The following is a 21572-nucleotide window of genomic DNA, read 5'->3' as shown; positions in this document are numbered from 1 at the left end:
TTGAGCCTGTTGAGGAGCTTATCGGTCGCATGGAAGCCGCAATCCCTGAGAGCATGCGTGTGCGCGGTAAGGTCAAGTTTGTCCAAAAGGGAACAATTCCAGAAGGCCATAAGAAGATTCATGACACAAGGAAGTGGGATTAGTATGCAGTGCGAGGGCACGGGTCTTGCATTGTGTGAATGAAGGCATGGGGCCGTGCGTTGATATGCTATTTAGACGTCTGGCCGCCGATTGGTTCGTTTACCCTAACAGCTCAGCTCCTGTTGTCATTTCGAACGAATGTGAGAAATCTTGATCGGAAAATACGAAATTCCAAGCCAAAAGATTTCTCCCTTCGGTCGACATGACAAAAAAAGCAATGGGGGCTGAACGGTTACCATTTAGCTATTTTCTCTTTGGCAATGTTTTCTCAGATGAAATCTGCTTCAAAGTCTTCCAGCGTCATTAAGGCGTTGCTCTTGCAGAGCCTGGCCCTTTTTTTTCTGTTCACGGTTGCCCATGCCAGCACCGTCTCCCCTGGCCGGCAATCAGGTGTTGATTTCGTTCCGGAGAGTCTCATCAGCCTGGATTGGGATGATGGCCCGGCCCATGCGATTGTCGTTGAGAAACATTCCCAGACACTTAGCGTTTATGAATGCCAGGATGGCTTCACCCTGAAGCACAGGTTTCCCTGTTCAACAGGTGAAGTTCCAGGGAAAAAGGAGAAATCCGGCGACAGAAAGACGCCCGAAGGGATTTACTTTATCACAAAGGCCTTTAAAAAGAGGGAGTTGAGCCCGATTTACGGCAACAAGGCCTTTGTTATGGATTATCCGAATCTTTTGGATCGGAGACATGGACGAGCCGGCAACAATATCTGGCTCCACGGAACCAACAAGTCCCTCAAACCCCGTGATTCAAACGGCTGCGTGGTGGTGGAGAACGGTCACATTGATACGCTGGCGCCGTACGTCCGCTTGAATCGCACGCCGGTCATCATAGAACAAAGGCTTCACATGGTGTCGCCGGAAAGCCACGCCGCAAACCGAAAGGGTGTCACCGAACTCTTGGAAGGTTGGAAAAGCGCATTTACCACTGGAGACAAGGTCAAGTATTGCGACTCTTATAGCGAGCCTTCGGCAGGCATTGACAGGTTATGGGAGGCTTGGGATGCTATTCGCACACCATGGCAAAAGGCGCGAATTGCCTTTGCTATGGGTCTTAGAAACGTGACTATCACTATGGGAAACCCATGTGTCGTGGTTCTGTTTGATCAGGTCCTGCACCTCGGTCGTCACGCAATGACTGTTGGCACGAAGAAGCTCTTTCTTGAACAGGATGAGAACACCTGGAAGATCGTTGAGGAGGTGTACCAGCCGAGCGCCACCAAACCTGAAGCGAACCACCTGATGGCTGCCTCGCTGGCTCGGCTGGACCGCTTGCAGAAAGACTACAAGGCTGTTGCCGAAGTTATCGCCGAATGGGCGGAAGCGTGGAGTTCAAAAGATATTGCAAGATATAGGGCGTGCTATGCAGACGATTTTTACGCTCGAAGGATGGACCTGGCGGCCTGGATTCGCTATAAGGAGAGACTTAACAAACGCTATGATTCAATCCGCGTTTTAATAGAAGACTTGGATATCCGCCAGAAGTCAAACCAGAGTACTGCAACATTTGTGCAGCGATACCGTTCAAGTGGAAACCAGTCTGTGGGCATGAAACGCCTTCGCCTGAAACGTGTTGGGGGATTATGGAAGATTTATCGGGAAGCATGGCACAAGATTCGAGAGTAGCGAGCCCACGCCGCGAACCAAAAGGGGCTATGTCCTGGACTCTCCTTCTAGTTGGAGAACTCGGCAAGATTGTCTCGTTTCGTGTGTCAAAAGCATTGATAGTGTGTCTTACCGTAGGCTTTGCCGCCCTCTGTGTCTGTGCGGTTGTTGCCATGGTTTCCTATTACAAAATGCTCTCTGGGCACCAATCCCTGGTGCAAGGTCTGACTGACGTGAAGGCAGAACTGGTTGCATCCAACAAGGCCAGGGATGAGGCTCAGATTCGCTTGGCGTTTCTGGAGACCAAGAAGGCAGAGCCGGAGAAAAAGGCAGAGCCGGAGAAAAAGGCAGAGACGCAAACAAAGGTTAGGCCGGAAAAGAAGGTCCGGCTGGCGAAGAAGACAGAACCAGCCAAGGCTCAAGACAAGCCCGTGGCCGAGAAAAAGCCGTTGCCGGTTGTGCCTGAATCGGGAAAAGCCGCTATCTTTGCCAGTGTGGATGCAAAGGATATCCCCTCCGAGGAAGCAGAAGACGCGGAGGAGACTTCTCCTGCCGAGTCGACAGAGGAGCCTCCTGCCGAGGGTGACGAAGCTGCCGAACCGGTCTCCCCGGAAGAGCTTTTGGTCGAAAATGTCGAAATCTGGCAAGACATTGCGGCACATTCGGTGAAATTCCGGTTCAGCCTAAAAAACGTTGGGCCCCCAGGCAGAAAGGTCAAGGGATACACGTTTGTGATTTTCAAACCCGAAGAGGGGTCTCAAGAACCTGCCAGAGGTTCGCCGTGGACACCTTTAAAGGATGGTATGCCGACTATCTTTAAAAGAGGGCAGTATTTTTCCATTGCACGGTTCAAGTACGTTCGCGGCACAGTCCCTCAGATACAGTATGTTGAACGATTCGAGACCGCCACTATTTACGTGTTTACAGAAACGGGGGATCTGCTGTTAGAGAAGGTTTATCCGGTGCCCGAAATACTGCGAAAATGACAAAGGGAAGGCCTGTGCTTTATGATTAGAGTCCTTGCATTTGCGGGTTCGAAAAAGAAATGGGCGGCAATTTTGCTGTTGCTTTTCGCTGCACTTTGTTTGATGCCTACCATGGGTTGGGCCAAACGAACCCATGAGGTTTTTTTTCAGGGCAGTGATCACGAACTTCATGTTTACAGGATATACGGCAAGGAGCCTGGCAAGGCCCTGCTTCTTATAGGCGGTATTCAAGGAAACGAACCCGGAGGATTCCTGTCTGCCGACCTCTATGCGGATATGGCGCTGGCCAAAGGGAATCTGATCGTCGTGCCAAGGGCAAATTTTTATTCCATTGTCCTAAACCGCCGCAAGATCAATGAAGACATGAACCGGAAGTTTGCCCAGAGTTCCAAAGAGAACTATGAGACGAAAATTGTCTCTATCCTGAAACAGCTCATTTCAGAAAGCGACTGCCTCCTGAATCTCCATGATGGTTCGGGTTTTTACTCCGATCGTTGGGAAGGCCCCATGAGGAACCCCAAACGTTATGGGCAATCGATTATTGCCGACTGCAATATCTACACTGTGCCCGAAACCGGGGAAATCCTGCATTTGGGCGACATGGCAGAGCGTGTCATAGAGAAAATGAACGCCCACATAAAGGAGCCGGGCCATCTGTTCCGTTTCAACAACCATCGTACACAAGATCCCGACACCCTTCACGCTGAGCAGCGAAAATCTGCAACATACTATGCCCTGTTTCAGTGCGGTATCCCTGCGTTTGGCATTGAGAGCAGCAAGTCTCTGTCTCTGGAGACGAAAGTGCGCCACCACAATCTTGCCATCAACGCCTTTATGGAGCTTCTAGGCGTTGTGCCGGAAACTCCGGGCATCTATCTGGATCCTCCGGTCATGCGATACATCGTCATGGCAGTAAACAGCAACATACCCTTTGCCATTCCAAACGGGCATACGCTGCGCGTAAGGCAAGGTGACGTCGTAAGCATCTCTAACGTCGAGGCGAACTACAAACGCGGCTTAACCGCAGACGTTCTGGATCATGGAACATTCAATGACATAGGAAAGCCGATTCGAATTGAACGTCGAACTCAGGTCATAGTCCGGAAAGATCATCACCCGTGCGGTATGATCAACATCGTTCTTGATCCAGGTCAGAGGCCGGCCTATACGGTTTCTGCGCTGCCTGAAGTTATGTTTTTTAAGACAAGGATCAACAGTGAAGAGCACCTTTTTATGAATCATGCCAGTGTGGCATTGGTAAAAGGAGACAGACTCGAGTTGGTGGATGTCACTACCAACTTGGCATATCCTTCCGAGATCACAGTGAATTTTAAGGGATATGTGGGAGACAGGCAGAACAATACAGGGGAGGATCGGGGCTGCGTCATCCACACTGATCGGGATCTCTGGAAGTGGTATTCACTCGATGGCAAAGGGGGAAAATATCAGGTTGTAGTAACTCACCACGAGGCCGTGTTGGGGCGACTGTTCGTGGAGGTAACAGAACCGAAGCTTGACTACGTCATTCTCCAGATAAACCAGGGTGTCAAGCAGTGTCTCTTTGCGGGAGACACGCTTCCCATTTATCCACAAGACACCATCAACATCCTCGACATCAAGACCAATATTGCTGCAAATGCCGGCGTTCAAGCCTTTTTGAAGGGGATTCATAGAAAGGTTCGTCTTTTTTCTGATGGCTCGGCTTTTCCCTCAAAGATTGATTCAGGAGAAGTCGCAACTGATCGTAACAGATGCAAGATTGTAGTTCAAAAAGAGAGCATGGTCATCGGCTCAATCCTGCTCGATTTGGAAAGAGGGGTGCGTCATGGCGGATAAGTCCGGAGGCCTTTCTATCATCGACAAAGGTCTCAAAGTAGAAGGGACCTTAAACGCGGAGGGAAAGCTGGTCATAGCCGGCGTATTGGAAGGAACTCTTATTGGAAACGCAGTGATTACTGTTGAGGGAAGCCGGGTTGTTGCCCATGCGAAAGTTCGCGAGATGATTATCGCTGGTGACTTCGAAGGTGATCTCACAGCCTATGAGAGCCTGAGAATCTTGCAGACGGGTAATTTTGGTGGAAATATCATTTGTAAGAGCTTAAGCCTGGAAGCCGGCGGCAAGTTGAACGGAAATGTCAGGCCCCTTGAGGGCAAGAACGACCTCTCGGTGCCCAAGACGGAAGTCCCCGGAGGCCAGGATTAGACCTGGAGACATTTCCCGAACGTGACTTTTTTTGGCTCTGCTCGTCACTGCATTTTGCATCCTCACGGGATGGCCAAACAGCTAAACAGCTCAGGTCTTTCCCTCAAAGCCGATCGTTACTGTTCCCCCTTCCACAACCACCGGGACTTTGCGTTTTCCGCCAGAGTGCTCAAACATCGCTTCCAAGTGCTTTGAATCGTTTGCCACGTTCAGGTACTTCACGTTCTTGCCTTCACGAGCAGCGGCCTCCCGGGCTGCAGTGGTGAAAGGTCAAGTATCTTTTCCGAAAATGAGAACTTCGTCAGCCATCATGTCAAGAACCTCGTTTAAAGGATTAGGGGGCAGACCACCTCTCTACTTTGTGAAAAAAGACTACCAATTGAGCCCCGTGTTGTCAAATGCCTTTCAGCCTTGTTAAAAAAAGAGAGGCATGATAGATAATTAGCTGCAAAGTGCCTACACTACGACGGCATAAGGCGTTAGGCCTGAAAGCCCAAGGATATGTCCTTGAGCCCTTAGCCTTGCACCTTGGGCCTATTTTTTTGATCCGAAAACATCTTTTCAATCGCCATCATTGATGGACGAATATGACGAGTACCAAGTTGTTCATGGGAATCGATCTCGGTTCCGTGAGTTTGAACATAGTCATCATTGACGCCGAAGCACAGATCAAGACGGCCATCTACAGGCGTACTGAAGGACGGCCGTTGCCCATTCTACTCGGGTCCCTGGAGGAACTAGGTGTTGAATTCGACGGTTTTGAAGGCATTGTCGCCACAGGAAGCGGCCGGAAACTGGTGGGCAATATCCTTTCCGTGCCGGATATTAATGAAATCGTCACTCAAGCCAGGGCTGCCTGTTATCTCTATCCGGATGTTCGCACCATCATCGAAATCGGCGGTCAGGATTCTAAACTCATCTTTGTGAATCGAGACGCGAAAACCGGTGAACCCGTGATTGCGGACCATGTACTTAATGAGGTTTGCGCAGCAGGCACAGGCTCCTTTCTTGACCTGCAGGCACACCGTCTGGGCATGACTGTTGAAGACATCGGGACTCTGGCCCTTCGGGCCGACCATCCAGCCAGAATTTCCGGCAGATGCAGCGTTTTTGCCAAAAGTGATATGGTCCACCTCCTGCAGGAAGGCACGCCGAAATCTGATATCGTTGCAGGCCTTTGCAATGCCCTTGCCCTTAATTTCATTACCAACCTGGGTAAAGGGAAACCATTTCAAAAACCGGTTCTTTTCCAGGGTGGCGTGGCTGCCAATCCAGGTGTGGTGAGGGCCTTTGAGGCGTTTTTGGGACATGGCGCAGGGAGCCTCATAATCCCGGAGCATTTTCTTGTGATGGGCGCCTTCGGCTCAGCCCTTATGGCCCGTGGCCGGACCACGGGTTTACCCCAATCCACGAATCGCCTTGTTGAAAGCATCAGGAGCGCCCTTAAGACGGACGGACATCGCAGTCGTGCAGCCCACCTGAAACCTCTGGTCTCTCGAAAGGACTGCAAGGAAACAACGGATACATACTACGGGATAAAACCAAGGGATTCTGTTGATCTATTTCTGGGTATTGATGTCGGGGCCGTCAGCACAAATATCGTGCTCATTGACAGACAGGGACGACTGCTTGCCAAACAGTACTGGTATACCCAGGGGGAACCGGTTGACACGGTTCGAGCAGGCCTTGAAGAGATGGCCCGCAAGGTGGGCGATAATGTGCGCGTTTGTGGAGTGGGTGTGACGGGAAGCGGGCGATACTTCATTGGAGATTTTGTCGGGGCAGATGTGGTGATCAATGAAATCTCGGCTCAGGCACGGGCGGCCATGCACTTCGACCCTGAAGTGGATACCATTATAGAGATTGGCGGCCAGGACTCCAAATACATAAGATGTAATAATGGGCAAGTAGTGGATTTTGAGATGAACAAAGTCTGCGCGGCCGGAACAGGCTCTTTTCTGGAAGAACAGGCTGCTCGCCTTAAGGTGCCGATCCGCAAGACCTTCAGTGATCTTGCCTTTTCCTCCGGTAGGCCGGCCGATCTTGGCGCTCGGTGCACGGTATTTATGGAATCTGATCTGATTCATCACCAACAAACGGGCGAGAACCTAAGCGATTTGACCGCAGGACTTTCATATGCCATCGCATACAACTATCTGGAAAAGGTGGTCGGCGCCAAAAAGGTGGGGAACCGTATTTTGTTTCAGGGAGGGGTGGCCGCGAATCAGAGCGTTGCGGCTGCCTTTGAGAATATCCTGGGGAAGCCCCTAGTCAGCCCGGAGCACCATAATGTCACTGGCGCCCAGGGCGCAGCATTGGCAGCCGTCGGCCGCGAGCGCGGGTCCAGCCGATTTGCAGGATTCCATCTCAAGGATCGTCCCTATGAGGTGAAGACCTTTGAATGCCAAAAATGTCCTAATCTGTGCAGTATTCATCAAATCTTTATAGATGGCACGCTCCGCTCTTACTATGGCAGCCTGTGCGGACGATACGATAAGTCCTCTGATCGTCATGCCTATGCCCACGTGCCTGATCTTTTCAGGGAGCGGCGAAGTCAGCTCATGAAGGGCTTTGACGAGAAAAGAGACGTTTCAGAAGGGGCCGGAGAGCGTATCGGCATTCCCAGGGCCTTGAGCTTCTTCGATTACTCTCCCTTTTGGAGCACTTTTTTCAGTAGACTTGGCCATCCTCTGGTTCTTTCAGAAGGCACGAACAAGAGCTTAATCGAAAGAGGTCTCCCTCATGTTCCCTCGGAGACCTGTTTTCCCGTGAAGGCAGTCTACGGTCACATTGTCGATCTCATATCAAAAGGGGTGGGCCGGATTATACTCCCTTGCGAGATCGATCACCGAGACGCCGGCAATCAGAAATCCCGGAGCTATAATTGCCCGTATGTTCAGTCCTTGCCCTATATGGTGAAAGCAGCCATGGGCTCAAGCGTTAAACTGCTGGCGCCAATCATGCGGTGGAGTCGTTCAAGGCGGGAGGTTGATCGTGTGCTATTGGATCTGGGTAAGTCTTTGGGCCATAGTGCTGAGAAAACCGGAAAGGCCATAGGGGAGGCCTGGCAATCACAGAGGGACTTTGAAAAATGGCGCAAGAACCGTGGCAAGGAGATTCTGGCCTCCATGGGACCAACGGACCGGTGCCTTGTGTTGTTGGGCAAGACCCACAATATCTTCGATCCAGGCCTTAATCTTCATCTTTCCAGGAAATTGAGGCAGGCAGGACACCTTGTAATTCCCTTTGATATGCTACCCATTGAAGAAATCGCCCTTGCCGATCAGTACGAGAATGTGGTCTGGAAAAACACCCGCGATCTTTTGAGGGCACTCATTTGGATGCGAAACGACAATCGTTTCTTCCCGGTGCTGCTGACTAACTTCGCGTGCGGGCCGGATTCCTTCCTCATGAAATATATGGAGGCGGAAATTCCTAATAAACCCTGCCTTGTACTAGAGGTGGACGACCACACGGGCGATGCAGGCATGGTGACCCGCATCGAAGCATTTCTGGACACCCTGGATAGTGCGCAAGGGACAAGGGAGCCCGTGTCCGGCCGCCTCAACCTGGTGATTAAGGCCAGGCAACGGAGCATCGACGCTTGGAATCCTGAGAGATATATCTTAAAGCGTCTGGAGAATCGGACCCTCTATTTTCCCTATGTATCAACTGCTTTTTGTGCAGTGGTTAAGGCTGCCTTTCAGGCCATCGGCCTTGATGCGCAAGTACTTCCTGAACCCGACGATGAGAGCGAGCACCTGGGAAGACAGGTTACCTCCGGCAGGGAGTGTCATCCCTTCATTGTCACTTGCGGGGAGTTTGTGAAGCTGACCCGCAGGCCGGACTTCGATCCTGAACGTGCCGCCGTCTTGATGCAAAACTACGATGGGGCCTGCAGGTTTTCTCAATACGGGATCGGACATGCCGATCTTTTCAGACGCATGGGGTTGCCTCAAATTCCCGTCATTGCCCCCCTTACTTCTACGCGCTTTGACGAGTTTTCAGGACTTTTCGGCCTGAGATTTACCAAACTTTTGTGGCAAGGCTGGTTAGCTGCTGAAGTGCTTGAAAGGGTTCGACTTCACGTGCGGCCTTATGAGAAAAATCCGGGAGAGACCGATCGTTTTTATGCCGACGGCATTCAGGCTATTGCCGAGGCCGTAGCCCACCCAAACGGCAGGCCTTCCGTATGGAGTTGGGAGGTCCTTTCGGCCTTGAAACGAGCAGTGAAGGCCCTTGGGACCGTGCCGGTTGACCGATCCGAGAAGCGTCCAACCATTGGCATTGTCGGGGAATTCTACACGGTCTTAAATAGCTGGGCCAACCAGGACCTTGTACAGACCCTTGAGAAACTGGGCGCTGAAGTGATGATCCATGGTCTTGCAGTCTCAAACTTTTACACCCTCTTTTCCGAGCATTATTACCACAGAGGTCGCTTGAGAGAAGGAAAGGTGGGTTCAGCTTTCTACTATTTTTTACGCAACCAGTGGGTTATGTCCTGGGTCAGACAGGCACAAGCATGCCTGCCCAGCGAACTGCGTCCCTTTGGAACTCTTGACGCCAAAACCATTCTTCGTGAAACCAGACCCTTCATCTACTATGATATCGATCCGGTGCTAGCTACACTAACGACACGCGTCAGACGCTTTGCTGCTTCAGGGATCTCCGGTATCTGCAACCTTTTTGTGCTTAACTGTATGCTTGGCAATATCACAGTGCCGATCTTTAAGAACGCCCTGAGAGCCTACCAGAACATCCCGGTTTTGCACGCCGTTTATGACGGACAGAGGGGGACCAATATGATTACCCGGATTGAGGCCTTCATGCATCAGGCCAGGCTTTACCTCGAAGGACATGGGGGAGAGAGGAAAAGTGCTTAAAGTGAGCTAAAGTGCCTAAAATTAAAAGTAATTACGGACCTTTAATTTTTTGCCTTTGACATTTTGACTACGTGTATTAAACTTCAGATTTATTATGCAATTGTCATACTTGATTCCAGATGGATTTTTTTTGAGCCCGCCAAAGGCGGGCGTTACATAAAATCGCGGAGCGATTTTATAACTTGAAACTGAGTCAAGATCTGACCATTCCCAACGAGTTGGGTTTACATGCCCGTGCTGCCGCCAAGGTTGCCCGTTTGGCCGAGCAGGCTCACGCCGGCGTGTTTGTCATAAAGGATGGCCAGGAAGCGGATGCCACCAGCATACTTGATATCATAGGTCTGTATTGCCCATGTGGTACTGAGGTGACCGTGAGAATAACCGACCCGGATGATCGTGAGATATTGAACCGGATTGCCCGATTGATTGAAGCCGGTTTTGGAGAGCTATAGCAGTGGCTGATTCTACATCAAAAAATCTGGTAGTCCAGGGTATTGGCGCATCGCCCGGGATTGCCATTGGCAAGGCCTTTCTTTTCGAGCAGGAAAATACTGACGTCATAGAAAAGCGTTTCGTCGAGCCCGAAGAAATCCAATCTGAAATAAATCGTTTCAAAGACGCCGTAACAAAAGCCCAGGAATACCTTCATAGAATCATTGGGGAAGTCCCGGATGAGTATCGGGATCACAACTATATCCTTGACAGCCATATGATGCTTCTTAAAGACAGGATGATCTATGACGGGACGATTGAACAGATCAAACAGACAAGTGTTAATGCCGAATGGGCCTTGAAGATCGCTGTGGGAAAGGTCAAGTCGGTTTTCAACCAGATGGGAGATCCCTATTTTCGAGACAGGGTTTCAGATATCGCCCATGTCTACAAGCTTATCCTGGAAAACCTCCTTGGGACAGGGCCTTCTAAGATTTCTGACATAGACAAAAGGGTCATTATCGTGGCCCACGACCTTTCTCCGGCTGAGACAACCCAAATACAGTTGGAAAAGGTCAAGGCCTTCATGACAGACCTTGGCGGCCAAACATCGCACACCGGCATTGTTGCCCGATCCCTTGAGATCCCCGCAGTACTCGGCCTGGGAAACGCAACCCAACTCATTAAGACACGTGACCTCATCATTGTGGATGGAAGCGCAGGCGTCGTCATTATTGATCCAAGCGAAGAAACGCTTACCCGTTATCATGAACGCAAAGACCTGTTTGAGGATTTCCTGGCCAGAGTCACCCGCAGCAGTTACCTGCCGGCAGAGACAACAGACGGGCATCATTTGACGGTCAGCGCTAACATCACGCTGATAGAAGAAGTTGTGTCAGCCATCGACCACGGGGGAGACGATATCGGCCTGTACCGGACCGAGTTTCTTTACCTGAATAGGCCAAGCCTTCCCTCAGAGCAGGACCTTTTTGACAATTACAGGGACCTGGCCGAGATTATGGGGACCAGACAAGTTACTATCCGGACCCTGGACATAGGCGGAGACAAGTTTGCCGACAGCATTTCGTGGGCGGGAGAAGAAATGAACCCGGCCTTGGGTCTTCGAGCCATTCGGTTTTGCCTCCAGTCGCCTGAAATTTTCAAGACCCAGCTCCGTGCCATACTCAGGGCCGCATATTTCGGCAATATCCGGATTATGTTCCCTATGATATCCCAGGTTGAGGAGATTGTTCAGGCAAAGCAGATGCTGAATGAGGCGGCAGAGTCTCTGGACAGGGAGGGGATTCCTTTTAGAGATGACATTCAGATTGGCGCCATGATCGAAGTCCCTTCAGCCGTTGTAATGGCCGATATGCTTGCCAGAGAGGTCGACTTTTTTAGCATCGGCACCAATGATCTCATCCAGTATTCTCTAGCCATCGATCGGGTCAACAAGCATGTTGCCGGCCTTTATCAGCCACTCCACCCTGCTGTGCTGAGGATGATACATCGAGTCGTGGAAGTTGCCAAGGCGACGGGGATTCAGGTCACGTTATGCGGTGAGATGGCGGGAGATCCTATCAATGTCCCTGTGCTCCTCGGCCTGGGACTGGATGCTGTCAGCATGAACCCCATCTCCATCCCTGCAATCAAGAATGTCGTCCGTAGGCTTTCCTTTGAGGAGTCAAAGCACCTCGTGCAAAGGATGCTGGAGCAGGCGACTTCCGCAGATGTCCTGAAGCTTATTCAGGAAACCTTTGGACCGTCTATTGAGACGGCCACCTTTTCCTATAATGATACTGTCGATCACTGACCACTCACGGAGGTGGTTATCAACAAGATTGTCTGCCAGAACCGCAAGGCCCGGCACGATTATCTCATTCTAGACAAATACGAGGCAGGCATGGTTTTGCTTGGCACTGAGGTCAAATCATTGAGACTCGGGAACGCAAACCTCAAGGATAGCTATGCCAGAATTCAGGGCGCCGAGGTGTTTCTTCACAATATGCACATAAGCGCATACCCCTATGCGGCCCACGGGAATCACGATCCCTTGCGCACTCGAAAGCTCTTGTTACACAAGGGGGAGATCAAACGCCTTACCGGCAAGGTGGAGGAGAAAGGCCAAGCGCTTATTCCTCTGCAGGTGTATTTCAAGAGGGGCAAGGCAAAAGTTGTCTTGGCCTTGGCTAAAGGGAAGAGGAAATACGACAAGCGGCAGGCAATTCGAAAGCGAGAGGAAGCACGGGAATTGCAACGTGAAAAGCGTGAGGCTGGAAAGGGTTGACAAGACAGCTGGAGCGTTTATAATAATACCATAATCGTTTGCCGGCCTTTATTGTGTCAGTAGTTTTTTCCCAAGCGATTTTATGAAGGGGGCGAAACGGCTTCGACGGGGATATAGAAACATGGGTTGCATACCGAGCTTCTGCCAGCTCGCAAAAACGGCGGAAACTAAAATAATCGCAGACGATTATAATTACGCTCTAGCCGCTTAATACCGGCTAGCGTCCTGCCGGGTTTTCCTGCGAATCCGGGTCAGGGCGTCGACTAGCAGGATAGCCTTTTGCGGTTGCTTGTTACGCACCAGGCGAAACTCTTAACAAGATAGTCAATCAAGAATCCTGCCTGAAGGAGCCTTGAGAGACGAAACTCAAAATTCAGGCTATGTATGTAGATGCCTGTGTGGAATATTGTCGGACGCGGGTTCAACTCCCGCCGCCTCCACCATTCGACTCACCTTTTGCTTCGCATAAGGCTCGCTCATGGCAGGCCATTTTAAGGAATGGCATGGCTGTTACGGTGCGAGTCGAATGGTGTCCTGAGCAAGCGAACGGAGTGAGCGCGTCGAAGGGCCTGCCCCAATTAAATGCCAAGGTTTTATACTTACATCTTGTCGTGTGCCGACCGTTCATACTACGTTGGAAGCACGCAAAATCTCCAAGAACGCCTTCATGCACACAACAAGGGAAGAGCCGCCATCTATACAGCACTACGCAGACCTGTCAGCCTCGTCTATTTTGAGGAACACCCCAGTGCAGAAACGGCATGCGCCCGTGAACGCCAAATCAAGAAATGGACTCACGCCAAGAAGGAAGCCCTGATTTCCGGGAACAAATTGGGGCTCACAGAGCTGAGCAAGAAACGCCGTTAGCCCGTCAACTTGTCCCCCTCCGGTCCTGCCTTTGCCAAGAAACGCCTGTGACGTTCCATCATGTCATCATTAGGGCAATAAAAGGTTGGAAGATCTCCCGGCAGAAAGCTGAATAGCATAAAAACATATACGTCCCCCAGTGCGCCCGAAACTGTAAAACTAAAGGGCGTCCCTGAAATTGTGCCAGGCCATAAAGACCTGCCCTCGCTTCTTGAAAAGATGCCCCAAGTAGAACTGAATTGTTACTCTTCAGCGGGCGTGGTCTCAGAGGGTGGAACACTGGTATTCCTGTAAGAATGCCCCTTCTGCTTTTTTTCTTTCATTTTCTCCTTGTGTTTGTCCCAACCTTTCCCGCATTCATCTCTGGTTAGAAATCCATCGTTGTTGGTGTCCATGGCCTTGAAACCTTTTTCGCACTTTGTCATGTGTTCGTCTTGGCTGATCTTGCCGTCTTTGTTTGTATCCATTTTATCAAAACGTGCTTTTCCCCGCATATCACCATGGGGTTCTTTCGCCAAAGCATAGTTGTGTCCCAGAAGCGTCACCGCACCCAACAGAATCAAGACCATCATTCCTACCTTTTTCATCCTTGCCTCCTTAAGTTAAATGTTTTGAAGGTACTGTTCGTCAGCTGTTTCTCAATAAAAACCAACTGAGGATAGAGGCCTTAACCTATAATGTAAGGCCTTTGTTTCATGGACATGTTAATACAGGCTTTGGCCTTGTCAACCATTGATGATGTTCCTTAAGGCAGAGCCCTTCAAAGGCCCCGCCTTTTGTTTAAGAGACCAACGGAAAACAACTAGAGGGCTCTCATGAAATTTACTAGGTCCCGCTTTTCTTGGTCTGTCAGCTTGAGTTCCTGCACTAGGTTGAAGAACTCCACGGTGTCCTCCAAAGTCAACAACCGACGGTCGTGGAGGTAGGGAGGAGAATCCTTGATCCCTCGGATGGGGAAAGTCTTAATAGGCCCATCAACCGCAGCCATCCGCCCGTTCACCATGCGTGGCTTGAAAAAGCGTTCCGTTTTCAGGTTGTGCATGAGATTATCGGTATAATAGGGAGCAGGATGACATGCTGAACACTTAGTTTTGCCAAAAAATAGCTCCTGGCCTCTCATTTCAGACTCGGTAGCTTTCTTTTCGTCAAGCTTTCCATATATGTTCAGCTTCGGTGCTGGAGGGAAATCCAGCAGCGCTTGAAACTCAGCCATGAAATGGACCTGGCTCGCTCGTTCCAATACGTTCACCCCTTTCTTTGTCGCGATCACCGGATCACCATCAAAGTAAGCCGCCCGTTGCTCAAATTCCGTGAAGTCTTCCACAGACTTCAAGGCCCGTTGGGAACCAAACAAGCGCTGGATGTTCACTCCTCTTAGGGGCGGCGTATCTAGACCGTGCCTGAATTCTTGAGGGCGGATGTCGCCAACCAGATGGGTCGCAGCATTCGTATGCCCGTTTAAGTGGCAGTCGAAGCATGTGACGCCTCTGCTGGGGAGTTCAGAACGGCGGTCTTCGGTCTGATTGAACTGCTGTTGTGGAAAAGGGGTCACGAGCAACCTCAAACCCTCCAGCTGCTTGGGATTGAGGATTCCATTGAACAATTCATAATAATTCATAATGGTGACGACTTTACCCTGAGATACGTCTCCGAGGTCAGGACGGGTAGTCAGGTAGATGGGCGGAGGAAACTCCGGCAGAAAATGATCCGGCAAGTCGTAATCCAGATCAAATCGTGTGAGGTCACGCCCTTCTTGTTTCTTGATCTCGTCAATATGGAACTTGGGAAAGACCATGCCTCCTTCCATATGGTTTGGATGGGGCAGAGGTAGGAACCCTATGGGCCATAGGTCCTCTTTTCGAATCTCTTCGGGAGCCATGTTCCCCAGCTTTTCCCAGGTCATACCCTTAGGCAGTTTGGCCCGAACCCCTTCCTGGACTGCCTTTCCTCCAGACATCGTCACGCCCTTGGCGGGTCTGTTGCTCAAGTCGTATCGTTTATTAAGCAAATCCATCTGACGTTCCATGACTTCCGGTTTGGCAGCCTTCATGCGAGCCATGGTCTTGGCAAAGGGTTCTTTGATGACCACGGGGCTATAGCTGCTCTGTACCATCTCCGCGGCGTAGACCGCCCCTATTGTGCTCACAAACGCACAAAGCGCTCCTATAACCACCCACCTGACCTTCCCAGATTGCTGTCTCATTTTTTGTCCTCCTTTTTGTTCAGATTACTGCGAAACAATCCCAGCCATTAAAAGCAAGGTTTACATTAGCTTTGGGCAATCCGTCCTGACAATAAGGTGAAGACTGTATTTTGTGAGAAAAAAACATGTATTTCATGGGTAGATGTACGTTATGCAGAAAAGGGATTCCATGCAGCCCCAAGTACCGGTCACAGCCACTAGATTAGGAATGTGTTCCGCCAGAAAGAAGGAGTGTATGGGGGCAGCTCTGTGCCGAAAACAGCTGACGAGAGGGAACCACACAACATCTTGAGGGTCAACTTGGGAAGGCTAGATCATCAATCTTGCCATAATAAATGATCGGAGATTTGAAGATTCCGGCAGAGATATGATTCGGATATCACATAAAACGAAGACTTTCAAGAGGTTGGCTCGATGGCAGGCATTTATAGTCGAGCGGCAGTATCACTCCTGGCTATAGAGCCCCAGCGGAATAGCCGTCAAGTGCAAGGCGTGGTTCAGAATTCTCCATTGCTGTCAGCCACGTTTCCTAAAGGTATCTCTCAGTGAGATACCGAATATACTCATGATGTTCTGACCGAAATTGCTTTGCCAATGTGGTAATCAGCTCCTGATAGGTGAGCGAATGGAACTTGATTCCGTCTTCGCTTGTCGCCTTGGCAAACTCTGCAACTTCCTCTTCGTGACGCTTTCCTTGTTCCCCAGGGACATCGTACCACAGGTATAGTAGTCCGAAACCATCGCAAACTGGATTTGAGGGACGCCCTTTAGTTTTACAGTTTATGAAGTGGCATTCATATGCTAAGCCTACGGCACGTCTATGATTTTATCTATTCAGCTTCCTATAAGCATGAAACGGTTTTGTTCTGCTATTTTTTCTCCTCGCAATGACGATCTACTTACCGCCGATTGGCAGATTTCCAGACGCCTGGTGGTTTTTGGGGCTGATCCCTGATTCCTGCCAGTCATTGTCACGCTGCGTTCCCTACACCCGACTTACATGTTTTTCAGGGCATTAAGAGCCAACCCATTGACTTTTCGTGAGATTTCTGCTTTCTTGCTGTTATCTGGTTGTTCGCTGCCATTGTTACACTCAAAACCGAGATTTTAGACAAGGAGGCTTTGACATGAAAGGCCTGTTTGCTGTTGTAGTGGCTTTTTTATTGGTCCCCTTTGTCGTAATTTCTGCACAAGCCGGTTTCTTTGATGACAAAGATTTCGATGGCGAGTTTTTAGGGATGCCCTTTACATTTTCACTTTCGGATTCAAAATGTACAAATGTAAAGGGCCCAAAAGAGCTACGTCCCCAAAAGAGCTAATAAAATCCAGTTATAACAAAAGGATAGGGTACATGAGACGTACACATTTATATGTTGCACCTTGATTTTTGTTCTGGTTTTCAAATAGAGTGGTTTTTTGTAAATTTACAATAAAATCAACCTGTAAAACTTGAATTGTTTGGCAAGAACAATAAACTAGAAGCCTCCCGTCGTTAGTTTGCTGTGCCGTTTGAGATCGCCAAACCTTCTTCAGAAATCGTAGCGGAGGGTCCTTTTGGGGAAGCAAGCTTGCCTAGGCTGACCGTCAGTACTTTGACATATCACGAGCATGTTTAAACATTTTCGGAAATGCGCTGAACTTTTGACACCCCTCGCCTTATTTTAACCTGCAGAAATAACTCATTTATTTGACAACTGCCCATGTTGGCATGTTATATGCTAAAATTTGGTGCGAATCGTTTTGTCAAATTTTGTTTAACTTAGAGGAAGGAGTGCCAATATGTCGACGCAACCGGTCCTGAGATCCAAAATTGGCTCGTCATTCGCCACCGCCGCAAGACAGGCAGTAAAGGAGCTTTGCGAACAGATCTGTCAACAACATATGGATGGAGTGGTCTTTTTCTGTTCATCAAAATTCGATCTGGACCATCTCGGTGAATACCTAAAGGAGACGTTTCCCTGCCCTATCATAGGTTGCACCACAGCGGGCGAAGTCACTTCGGCGGGCTATCACGAGGGTACCCTGGTAGGGGCCTCCCTGGGAGGTGACACTGACACAGGAGCGCTAAGAATGCATTCCCATTTGCTAAGTCCTCTTGGCAGGTTGTCTGGTGAGGACTTCGAGGCATTAGCCTCATCTGCGCAGGAAGAACTTGTTTTCTCATCGGCATTCAACAGTAAACATATGTTTGGTCTCTTACTGGTGGATGGTATGTCTATGCTTGAGGAGATAACTATAACGCATCTGCACAGATGGTTTCGAGGCGTTCCTATTGTTGGGGGTTCGGCAGGAGATGATTTGAATTTCCAAAAAACGCATGTATATCACAATGGCCGTTTTCACTCCGATGCCGCTGTTTTTACACTTTTTGAGACCACATTGCCTTTTATCACATTCAAAACCCAACATTTTGTACCAACGGAAACAAAGCTTGTTATCACTGAAGCCGATCCTCAGAACCGACGAGTTATTGAGATTGACGGTGAACCGGCCGCCCTGGCGTATGCTAACATCCTGGGATTGAAGACCGACGATTTGAATCCGACGGTGTTTTCCAGCTATCCGCTGATACTGCAAATTGGGGGCAACCACTATGTGCGTTCCATTCAAAAAGTTAACGACGATGAAAGCCTCTCGTTTTACTGCGCCATTGACAACGGCCTTGTTCTCACGCTTGCTAAAGGCATTGACCTTATAGAAAACCTTCAGAAGCAATTGTCGGCAATAAGGGATGTAATACCGAATCCAGAGCTTGTGATTGGATGTGACTGTATCCTCAGGCGACTGGAAGTCCAGGAAAAGGATTTGTTAAGTGACGTCCGAGATGCGTTGAAGAAGGAGAAAATCTTGGGCTTTAGCACATACGGAGAGCAGTTTAACGCCATTCATGTTAACCAGACCCTCACAGGAGTCGCCATTGGGGGAACACCATGATAAAAAAGGCCGTTCATAATGACGAAATTAAGGCGCTAAGGAATGAGGTGAAAGCGCTGGAAGTTGAGCTTGCCAAAAAGGACAAGATCAACCAGGTTCTCATGACGCGAGTAGAAAAGAGTGTCGATTCGGCCGGTGATGCCTATTCAATTTTTGAAAACAATATTCTCCTGCAGCAAGAGATCGAAGAGCGCCAGAAGGTGGAGGACGCATTGCTGGAAAGCGAGCAGCGATTGCGAACCATACTGGGTTCCATACAGACCGGAGTCATGATTGTAGACGCAAAAGATCACGTGATGGTCGATGTGAATCCAGCCGCAAGCGAGATGATTGGTCTCCCAAAAGAAGAAATTATCGGTCGAGTATGCCATGGGTTTGTCTGTCCGGCCGAAAAACAAAAGTGCCCCATTACTGACTTGGGACAGGAAATTGACAAGTCGGAGCAGGTATTACTCCAGGTAAACGGAAAAACACTGCCGATTCTGAAGACAGTGTCCTCAATTGTCCTAGATGGACGCAAGCACCTGATTGAAACCTTCCTGGACATAAGCGAACGCAAACGAGCGGAGAAGGAGATTGAAAAGCATCGGGACCATTTGGAGGATTTGGTGGCCGACCGTACGGAGGAATTGACGAAGGCTAACAAAGATCTTAAACGCGAAATCGCTGAACGCAGGGAAGCTGAGAGAGCATTGAAAGAGGCAAAAGATGAAGCCGAAGCTGCCAATCAGGCTAAGAGTCAGTTTCTTGCCAAAATGAGCCACGAGATACGCACGCCCCTAAACGGTATTATCGGTTTCTCTGAGATTGTTATCAGATCTGATTCGCTTGAGAGATGTCATGAGCATGGCCGCATCATCTTGGAGGAATCTCAGCATTTGTTGGGTCTTATCAACGAGATCCTAGACCATGCCAAGATAGAAGCCGGAAAGCTCAAACTTGAATGTCGCCCGATTGACTTGAAGCATCTTTTGGAGACTGTAGTGAGCAGCGTCCATGTGCAGGCGGGGAAAAAAGGCTTACAATTCAGAACCTTGATGGAGGATAATGTATACCGATATGTCATGGGCGATTCTCTCCGGCTGCGCCAGATCCTGTCGAACCTGGCTTGCAATGCTATTAAATTCACTCACGAAGGTTCTGTCACCGTGAAGGTCGAACCGGTTGAGACCGAAGGTAATGTGTCCACCATCCGATTCTCAGTCATTGATACGGGGATCGGCATTCCCCTGGACAAGCAACCCTCTGTTTTCGATAGCTTTGTGCAGGCCGATGAAAGCACCACTCGGAAATACGGCGGTACGGGCTTGGGAATCACCATTGCAAAGCAACTTGTGACCCTCATGGGCGGACAAATGGGCCTCGAAAGCCAACCGGGCAAGGGCAGCACCTTTTGGTTCGCCGTGCCCCTGGAAATGAGCGAATGTACGCCTGAACCGGAAAATGAAACCCAGGCGGCCCACAGAGGCAGTCTGCCTCTGGAGCAGAATCGGCATCGCTCCGGACACATCCTTGTGGCCGAAGATTACCCCGTCAACCAACGCGTCGCACGTCAGCACCTTGAAAAGGCCGGCTATACCGTCACGATTGTGGAGGACGGAGAAAAAGCTGTGAGTGCCTGTGAAGCCCACAAATATAATCTTATCCTGATGGACATTCAAATGCCGAATATGGATGGATATGAGGCAACCCGCCACATCCGATCCCGCAGTGCGTTGTGTGCAAACGTACCAATACTGGCTCTAACAGCCAACGCCGACTTAGCGACACGAAACGCTTGTAAAAAAGCGAATATGGATGACGTGCTGACAAAGCCAATCAGACGGAATTCACTCCTTGCTGTTGTGGATCGATGGATTGCTCTGACATGTCAGACGCCAGATAGATCTGGTAATTCCTTTCCGGATGAAAATGACAATACCTCTCCCAAGGACGTTATGCCTATTGACTATGACGTGGCTTCGGAAGAATTTGGAGATATGGACATTCTTAACGAAGTTGTGGCTCAGTTCATCGAAAAGGTAGAAACGCAGATTCAAGACATGCGGGAGGCCCTGAGCGAGCAAGACATTGAGGTCCTGCGGCGCAACGCCCATGCTATTAAAGGTGGAGCCGCCACCCTGGAGGCCAAGCCGCTTGCCAGTATAGCTGAGCAAATCGAAAGCCTATGCAAGTCAAATGACTTGAAGACAATCCCATCTGCATTGGACAAGGTACTAACTGAGTTTGATCGCCTGAGAACATATGTGGCAAGCTGTTCTCAGCCATGATCCTGACGAACGATCCTGGTTAGCAGGCTGGATTTGTTAAGACCGATCAGACTGCCTATGCAAGTTAGAAGGTATATCCTTTTTACCTCGTCGTCCTTGATCAGTATATGCCGGAATTGGATGGTGAGGGGGTTCAACGAAGTAATCGTCGAACCGCTGCGTGGAGATGAAGCCATTGATCTCATCATATCGTATCTTTAGTTTCATCCTGAATCATCTATTTGCCTCTGAATAAGGAGGAATGAATGAAGATCCTTGTTGTCGATGATGATTATGTTGTACGAAAGAAGCTCAGCACGATTATGGAGAGCGTGGGTAAATGTGAATCGGTGGAGACAGGTGAGGCCGCTGTGGAGGCTTTCAGAAGAGCGTGGGAGAACTGGGCCCCTTTTGATTTGATAATGCTAGATATATCTATGCCCGATATGGAAGGGACTGAAGTACTTTACACAATCCGGGATATGGAGAGGAAAAAGAATATTCCCGACGACAAAAAGGCCAAAATAATCATGGTGTCTGGCTATTCAGACAAAGACACGGTGATTACCTCCATACAGGCAGGCTGTGACGATTACATAAAGAAGCCTTTCAGAAGAGACGTTATTCTCCAAAAGATTAAAAACTGCCGGCTGGGACATCATATTGAGAAGTAAAAGCAGTATATAATGGCTGGATATTCTATATAGCGAAAGCGCAATTGGGTAGGTAGTCAGCAAATGGGGCTGTGCGGGCCGTAGAGGGGGTCTGGCGGGACTC

15 protein-coding genes and 1 other RNA gene are annotated in these 21572 nt (G+C 49.6%); 14 read left to right on the top strand and 2 right to left on the bottom strand.

The window, feature by feature from the left end; all coding sequences use genetic code 11:
- Positions 1-413 precede the first annotated feature (413 nt).
- The 10 genes from JW883_01585 to JW883_01540 all read left to right on the top strand — a co-directional run bounded on the left by JW883_01585 (position 414) and on the right by JW883_01540 (position 13409).
- On the top strand, positions 414-1772 hold the full coding sequence (locus JW883_01585) for a L,D-transpeptidase family protein (GenBank protein ID MBN1840957.1): 1359 nt from the start codon (positions 414-416) through the stop codon (positions 1770-1772).
- On the top strand, positions 1751-2737 hold the full coding sequence (locus JW883_01580; GenBank protein ID MBN1840956.1) for a hypothetical protein: 987 nt from the start codon (positions 1751-1753) through the stop codon (positions 2735-2737). Before JW883_01585 ends, JW883_01580 begins: the two co-directional genes overlap by 22 nt.
- Before the next feature lie 21 nt (positions 2738-2758).
- Complete coding sequence (locus JW883_01575) at positions 2759-4573, top strand: hypothetical protein (protein MBN1840955.1); 1815 nt, start codon at positions 2759-2761, stop codon at positions 4571-4573.
- Complete coding sequence (locus JW883_01570) at positions 4563-4940, top strand: polymer-forming cytoskeletal protein (GenBank protein ID MBN1840954.1); 378 nt, start codon at positions 4563-4565, stop codon at positions 4938-4940. The genes JW883_01575 and JW883_01570 overlap by 11 nt, the downstream gene beginning before the upstream one ends.
- Before the next feature lie 587 nt (positions 4941-5527).
- Positions 5528-9823, top strand: coding sequence for a CoA activase (locus tag JW883_01565; GenBank protein ID MBN1840953.1), 4296 nt, complete (start codon positions 5528-5530; stop codon positions 9821-9823).
- A gap of 182 nt (positions 9824-10005) precedes the next feature.
- Positions 10006-10275: an HPr family phosphocarrier protein gene (locus JW883_01560; protein MBN1840952.1), complete on the top strand. Its 270-nt coding sequence runs from the start codon at positions 10006-10008 to the stop codon at positions 10273-10275.
- Positions 10276-10277: 2 nt separating this feature from the next.
- The gene (ptsP, locus tag JW883_01555; protein ID MBN1840951.1) at positions 10278-12068 is read left to right on the top strand and encodes a phosphoenolpyruvate--protein phosphotransferase; all 1791 of its coding nucleotides are present in this window, start codon (positions 10278-10280) and stop codon (positions 12066-12068) included.
- Positions 12069-12080: 12 nt separating this feature from the next.
- On the top strand, positions 12081-12542 hold the full coding sequence (gene smpB / locus JW883_01550) for an SsrA-binding protein SmpB (protein ID MBN1840950.1): 462 nt from the start codon (positions 12081-12083) through the stop codon (positions 12540-12542).
- Between the two features lie 87 nt (positions 12543-12629).
- Positions 12630-12985: a transfer-messenger RNA gene (gene ssrA / locus JW883_01545) on the top strand.
- Positions 12986-13124: 139 nt separating this feature from the next.
- Positions 13125-13409 (top strand): GIY-YIG nuclease family protein, encoded by a 285-nt coding sequence (locus tag JW883_01540; GenBank protein MBN1840949.1) that lies wholly within the window; start codon positions 13125-13127, stop codon positions 13407-13409.
- Positions 13410-13651: 242 nt separating this feature from the next.
- On the opposite strand, the gene JW883_01535 is transcribed toward JW883_01540, so the two are convergent.
- On the bottom strand, positions 13652-13996 hold the full coding sequence (locus JW883_01535) for a hypothetical protein (GenBank protein MBN1840948.1): 345 nt from the start codon (positions 13994-13996) through the stop codon (positions 13652-13654).
- Positions 13997-14211: 215 nt separating this feature from the next.
- Complete coding sequence (locus JW883_01530; GenBank protein MBN1840947.1) at positions 14212-15612, bottom strand: cytochrome B6; 1401 nt, start codon at positions 15610-15612, stop codon at positions 14212-14214.
- A gap of 1127 nt (positions 15613-16739) precedes the next feature.
- Here JW883_01530 and JW883_01525 point away from each other — a divergent pair.
- From JW883_01525 to JW883_01510, 4 genes are all read left to right on the top strand, one after another.
- On the top strand, positions 16740-16931 hold the full coding sequence (locus JW883_01525; protein MBN1840946.1) for a hypothetical protein: 192 nt from the start codon (positions 16740-16742) through the stop codon (positions 16929-16931).
- A gap of 460 nt (positions 16932-17391) precedes the next feature.
- Positions 17392-18546 carry an FIST C-terminal domain-containing protein gene (locus JW883_01520; protein ID MBN1840945.1) on the top strand — a complete coding sequence of 385 codons (1155 nt, stop codon included), beginning with the start codon at positions 17392-17394 and terminating at the stop codon, positions 18544-18546.
- Entirely contained in the window at positions 18543-20816 is a 2274-nt protein-coding gene (locus tag JW883_01515; protein MBN1840944.1) for a response regulator, read from the top strand. Before JW883_01520 ends, JW883_01515 begins: the two co-directional genes overlap by 4 nt.
- 245 nt (positions 20817-21061) lie before the next feature.
- A complete protein-coding gene (locus JW883_01510; GenBank protein ID MBN1840943.1) occupies positions 21062-21469 on the top strand; it encodes a response regulator in 408 nt (135 codons plus the stop codon).
- Positions 21470-21572: the final 103 nt, after the last annotated feature.

The sequence above is a fragment of the Deltaproteobacteria bacterium genome, assembly GCA_016930875.1.
Taxonomy (GTDB): Bacteria; Desulfobacterota; Desulfobacteria; order Desulfobacterales.
Note: the sequence above shows the minus strand (reverse complement) of the source record. Positions and strands in the feature narration are given on the sequence as shown.

Coding starts and splice junctions, on each gene's coding strand:
- JW883_01575 (MBN1840955.1), top strand. CDS start 2,759: ATGATTAGAGTCCTTGCATTTGCGGGTTCGAAAAAGAAATGGGCGGCA.
- JW883_01520 (MBN1840945.1), top strand. CDS start 17,392: ATGTCGACGCAACCGGTCCTGAGATCCAAAATTGGCTCGTCATTCGCC.
- JW883_01515 (MBN1840944.1), top strand. CDS start 18,543: ATGATAAAAAAGGCCGTTCATAATGACGAAATTAAGGCGCTAAGGAAT.
- JW883_01580 (MBN1840956.1), top strand. CDS start 1,751: ATGGCACAAGATTCGAGAGTAGCGAGCCCACGCCGCGAACCAAAAGGG.
- JW883_01540 (MBN1840949.1), top strand. CDS start 13,125: ATGCCAAGGTTTTATACTTACATCTTGTCGTGTGCCGACCGTTCATAC.
- JW883_01530 (MBN1840947.1), bottom strand. CDS start 15,612: ATGAGACAGCAATCTGGGAAGGTCAGGTGGGTGGTTATAGGAGCGCTT.
- JW883_01535 (MBN1840948.1), bottom strand. CDS start 13,996: ATGAAAAAGGTAGGAATGATGGTCTTGATTCTGTTGGGTGCGGTGACG.
- JW883_01585 (MBN1840957.1), top strand. CDS start 414: ATGAAATCTGCTTCAAAGTCTTCCAGCGTCATTAAGGCGTTGCTCTTG.
- JW883_01525 (MBN1840946.1), top strand. CDS start 16,740: ATGAAAGGCCTGTTTGCTGTTGTAGTGGCTTTTTTATTGGTCCCCTTT.
- JW883_01510 (MBN1840943.1), top strand. CDS start 21,062: ATGAAGATCCTTGTTGTCGATGATGATTATGTTGTACGAAAGAAGCTC.
- JW883_01570 (MBN1840954.1), top strand. CDS start 4,563: ATGGCGGATAAGTCCGGAGGCCTTTCTATCATCGACAAAGGTCTCAAA.
- JW883_01565 (MBN1840953.1), top strand. CDS start 5,528: ATGACGAGTACCAAGTTGTTCATGGGAATCGATCTCGGTTCCGTGAGT.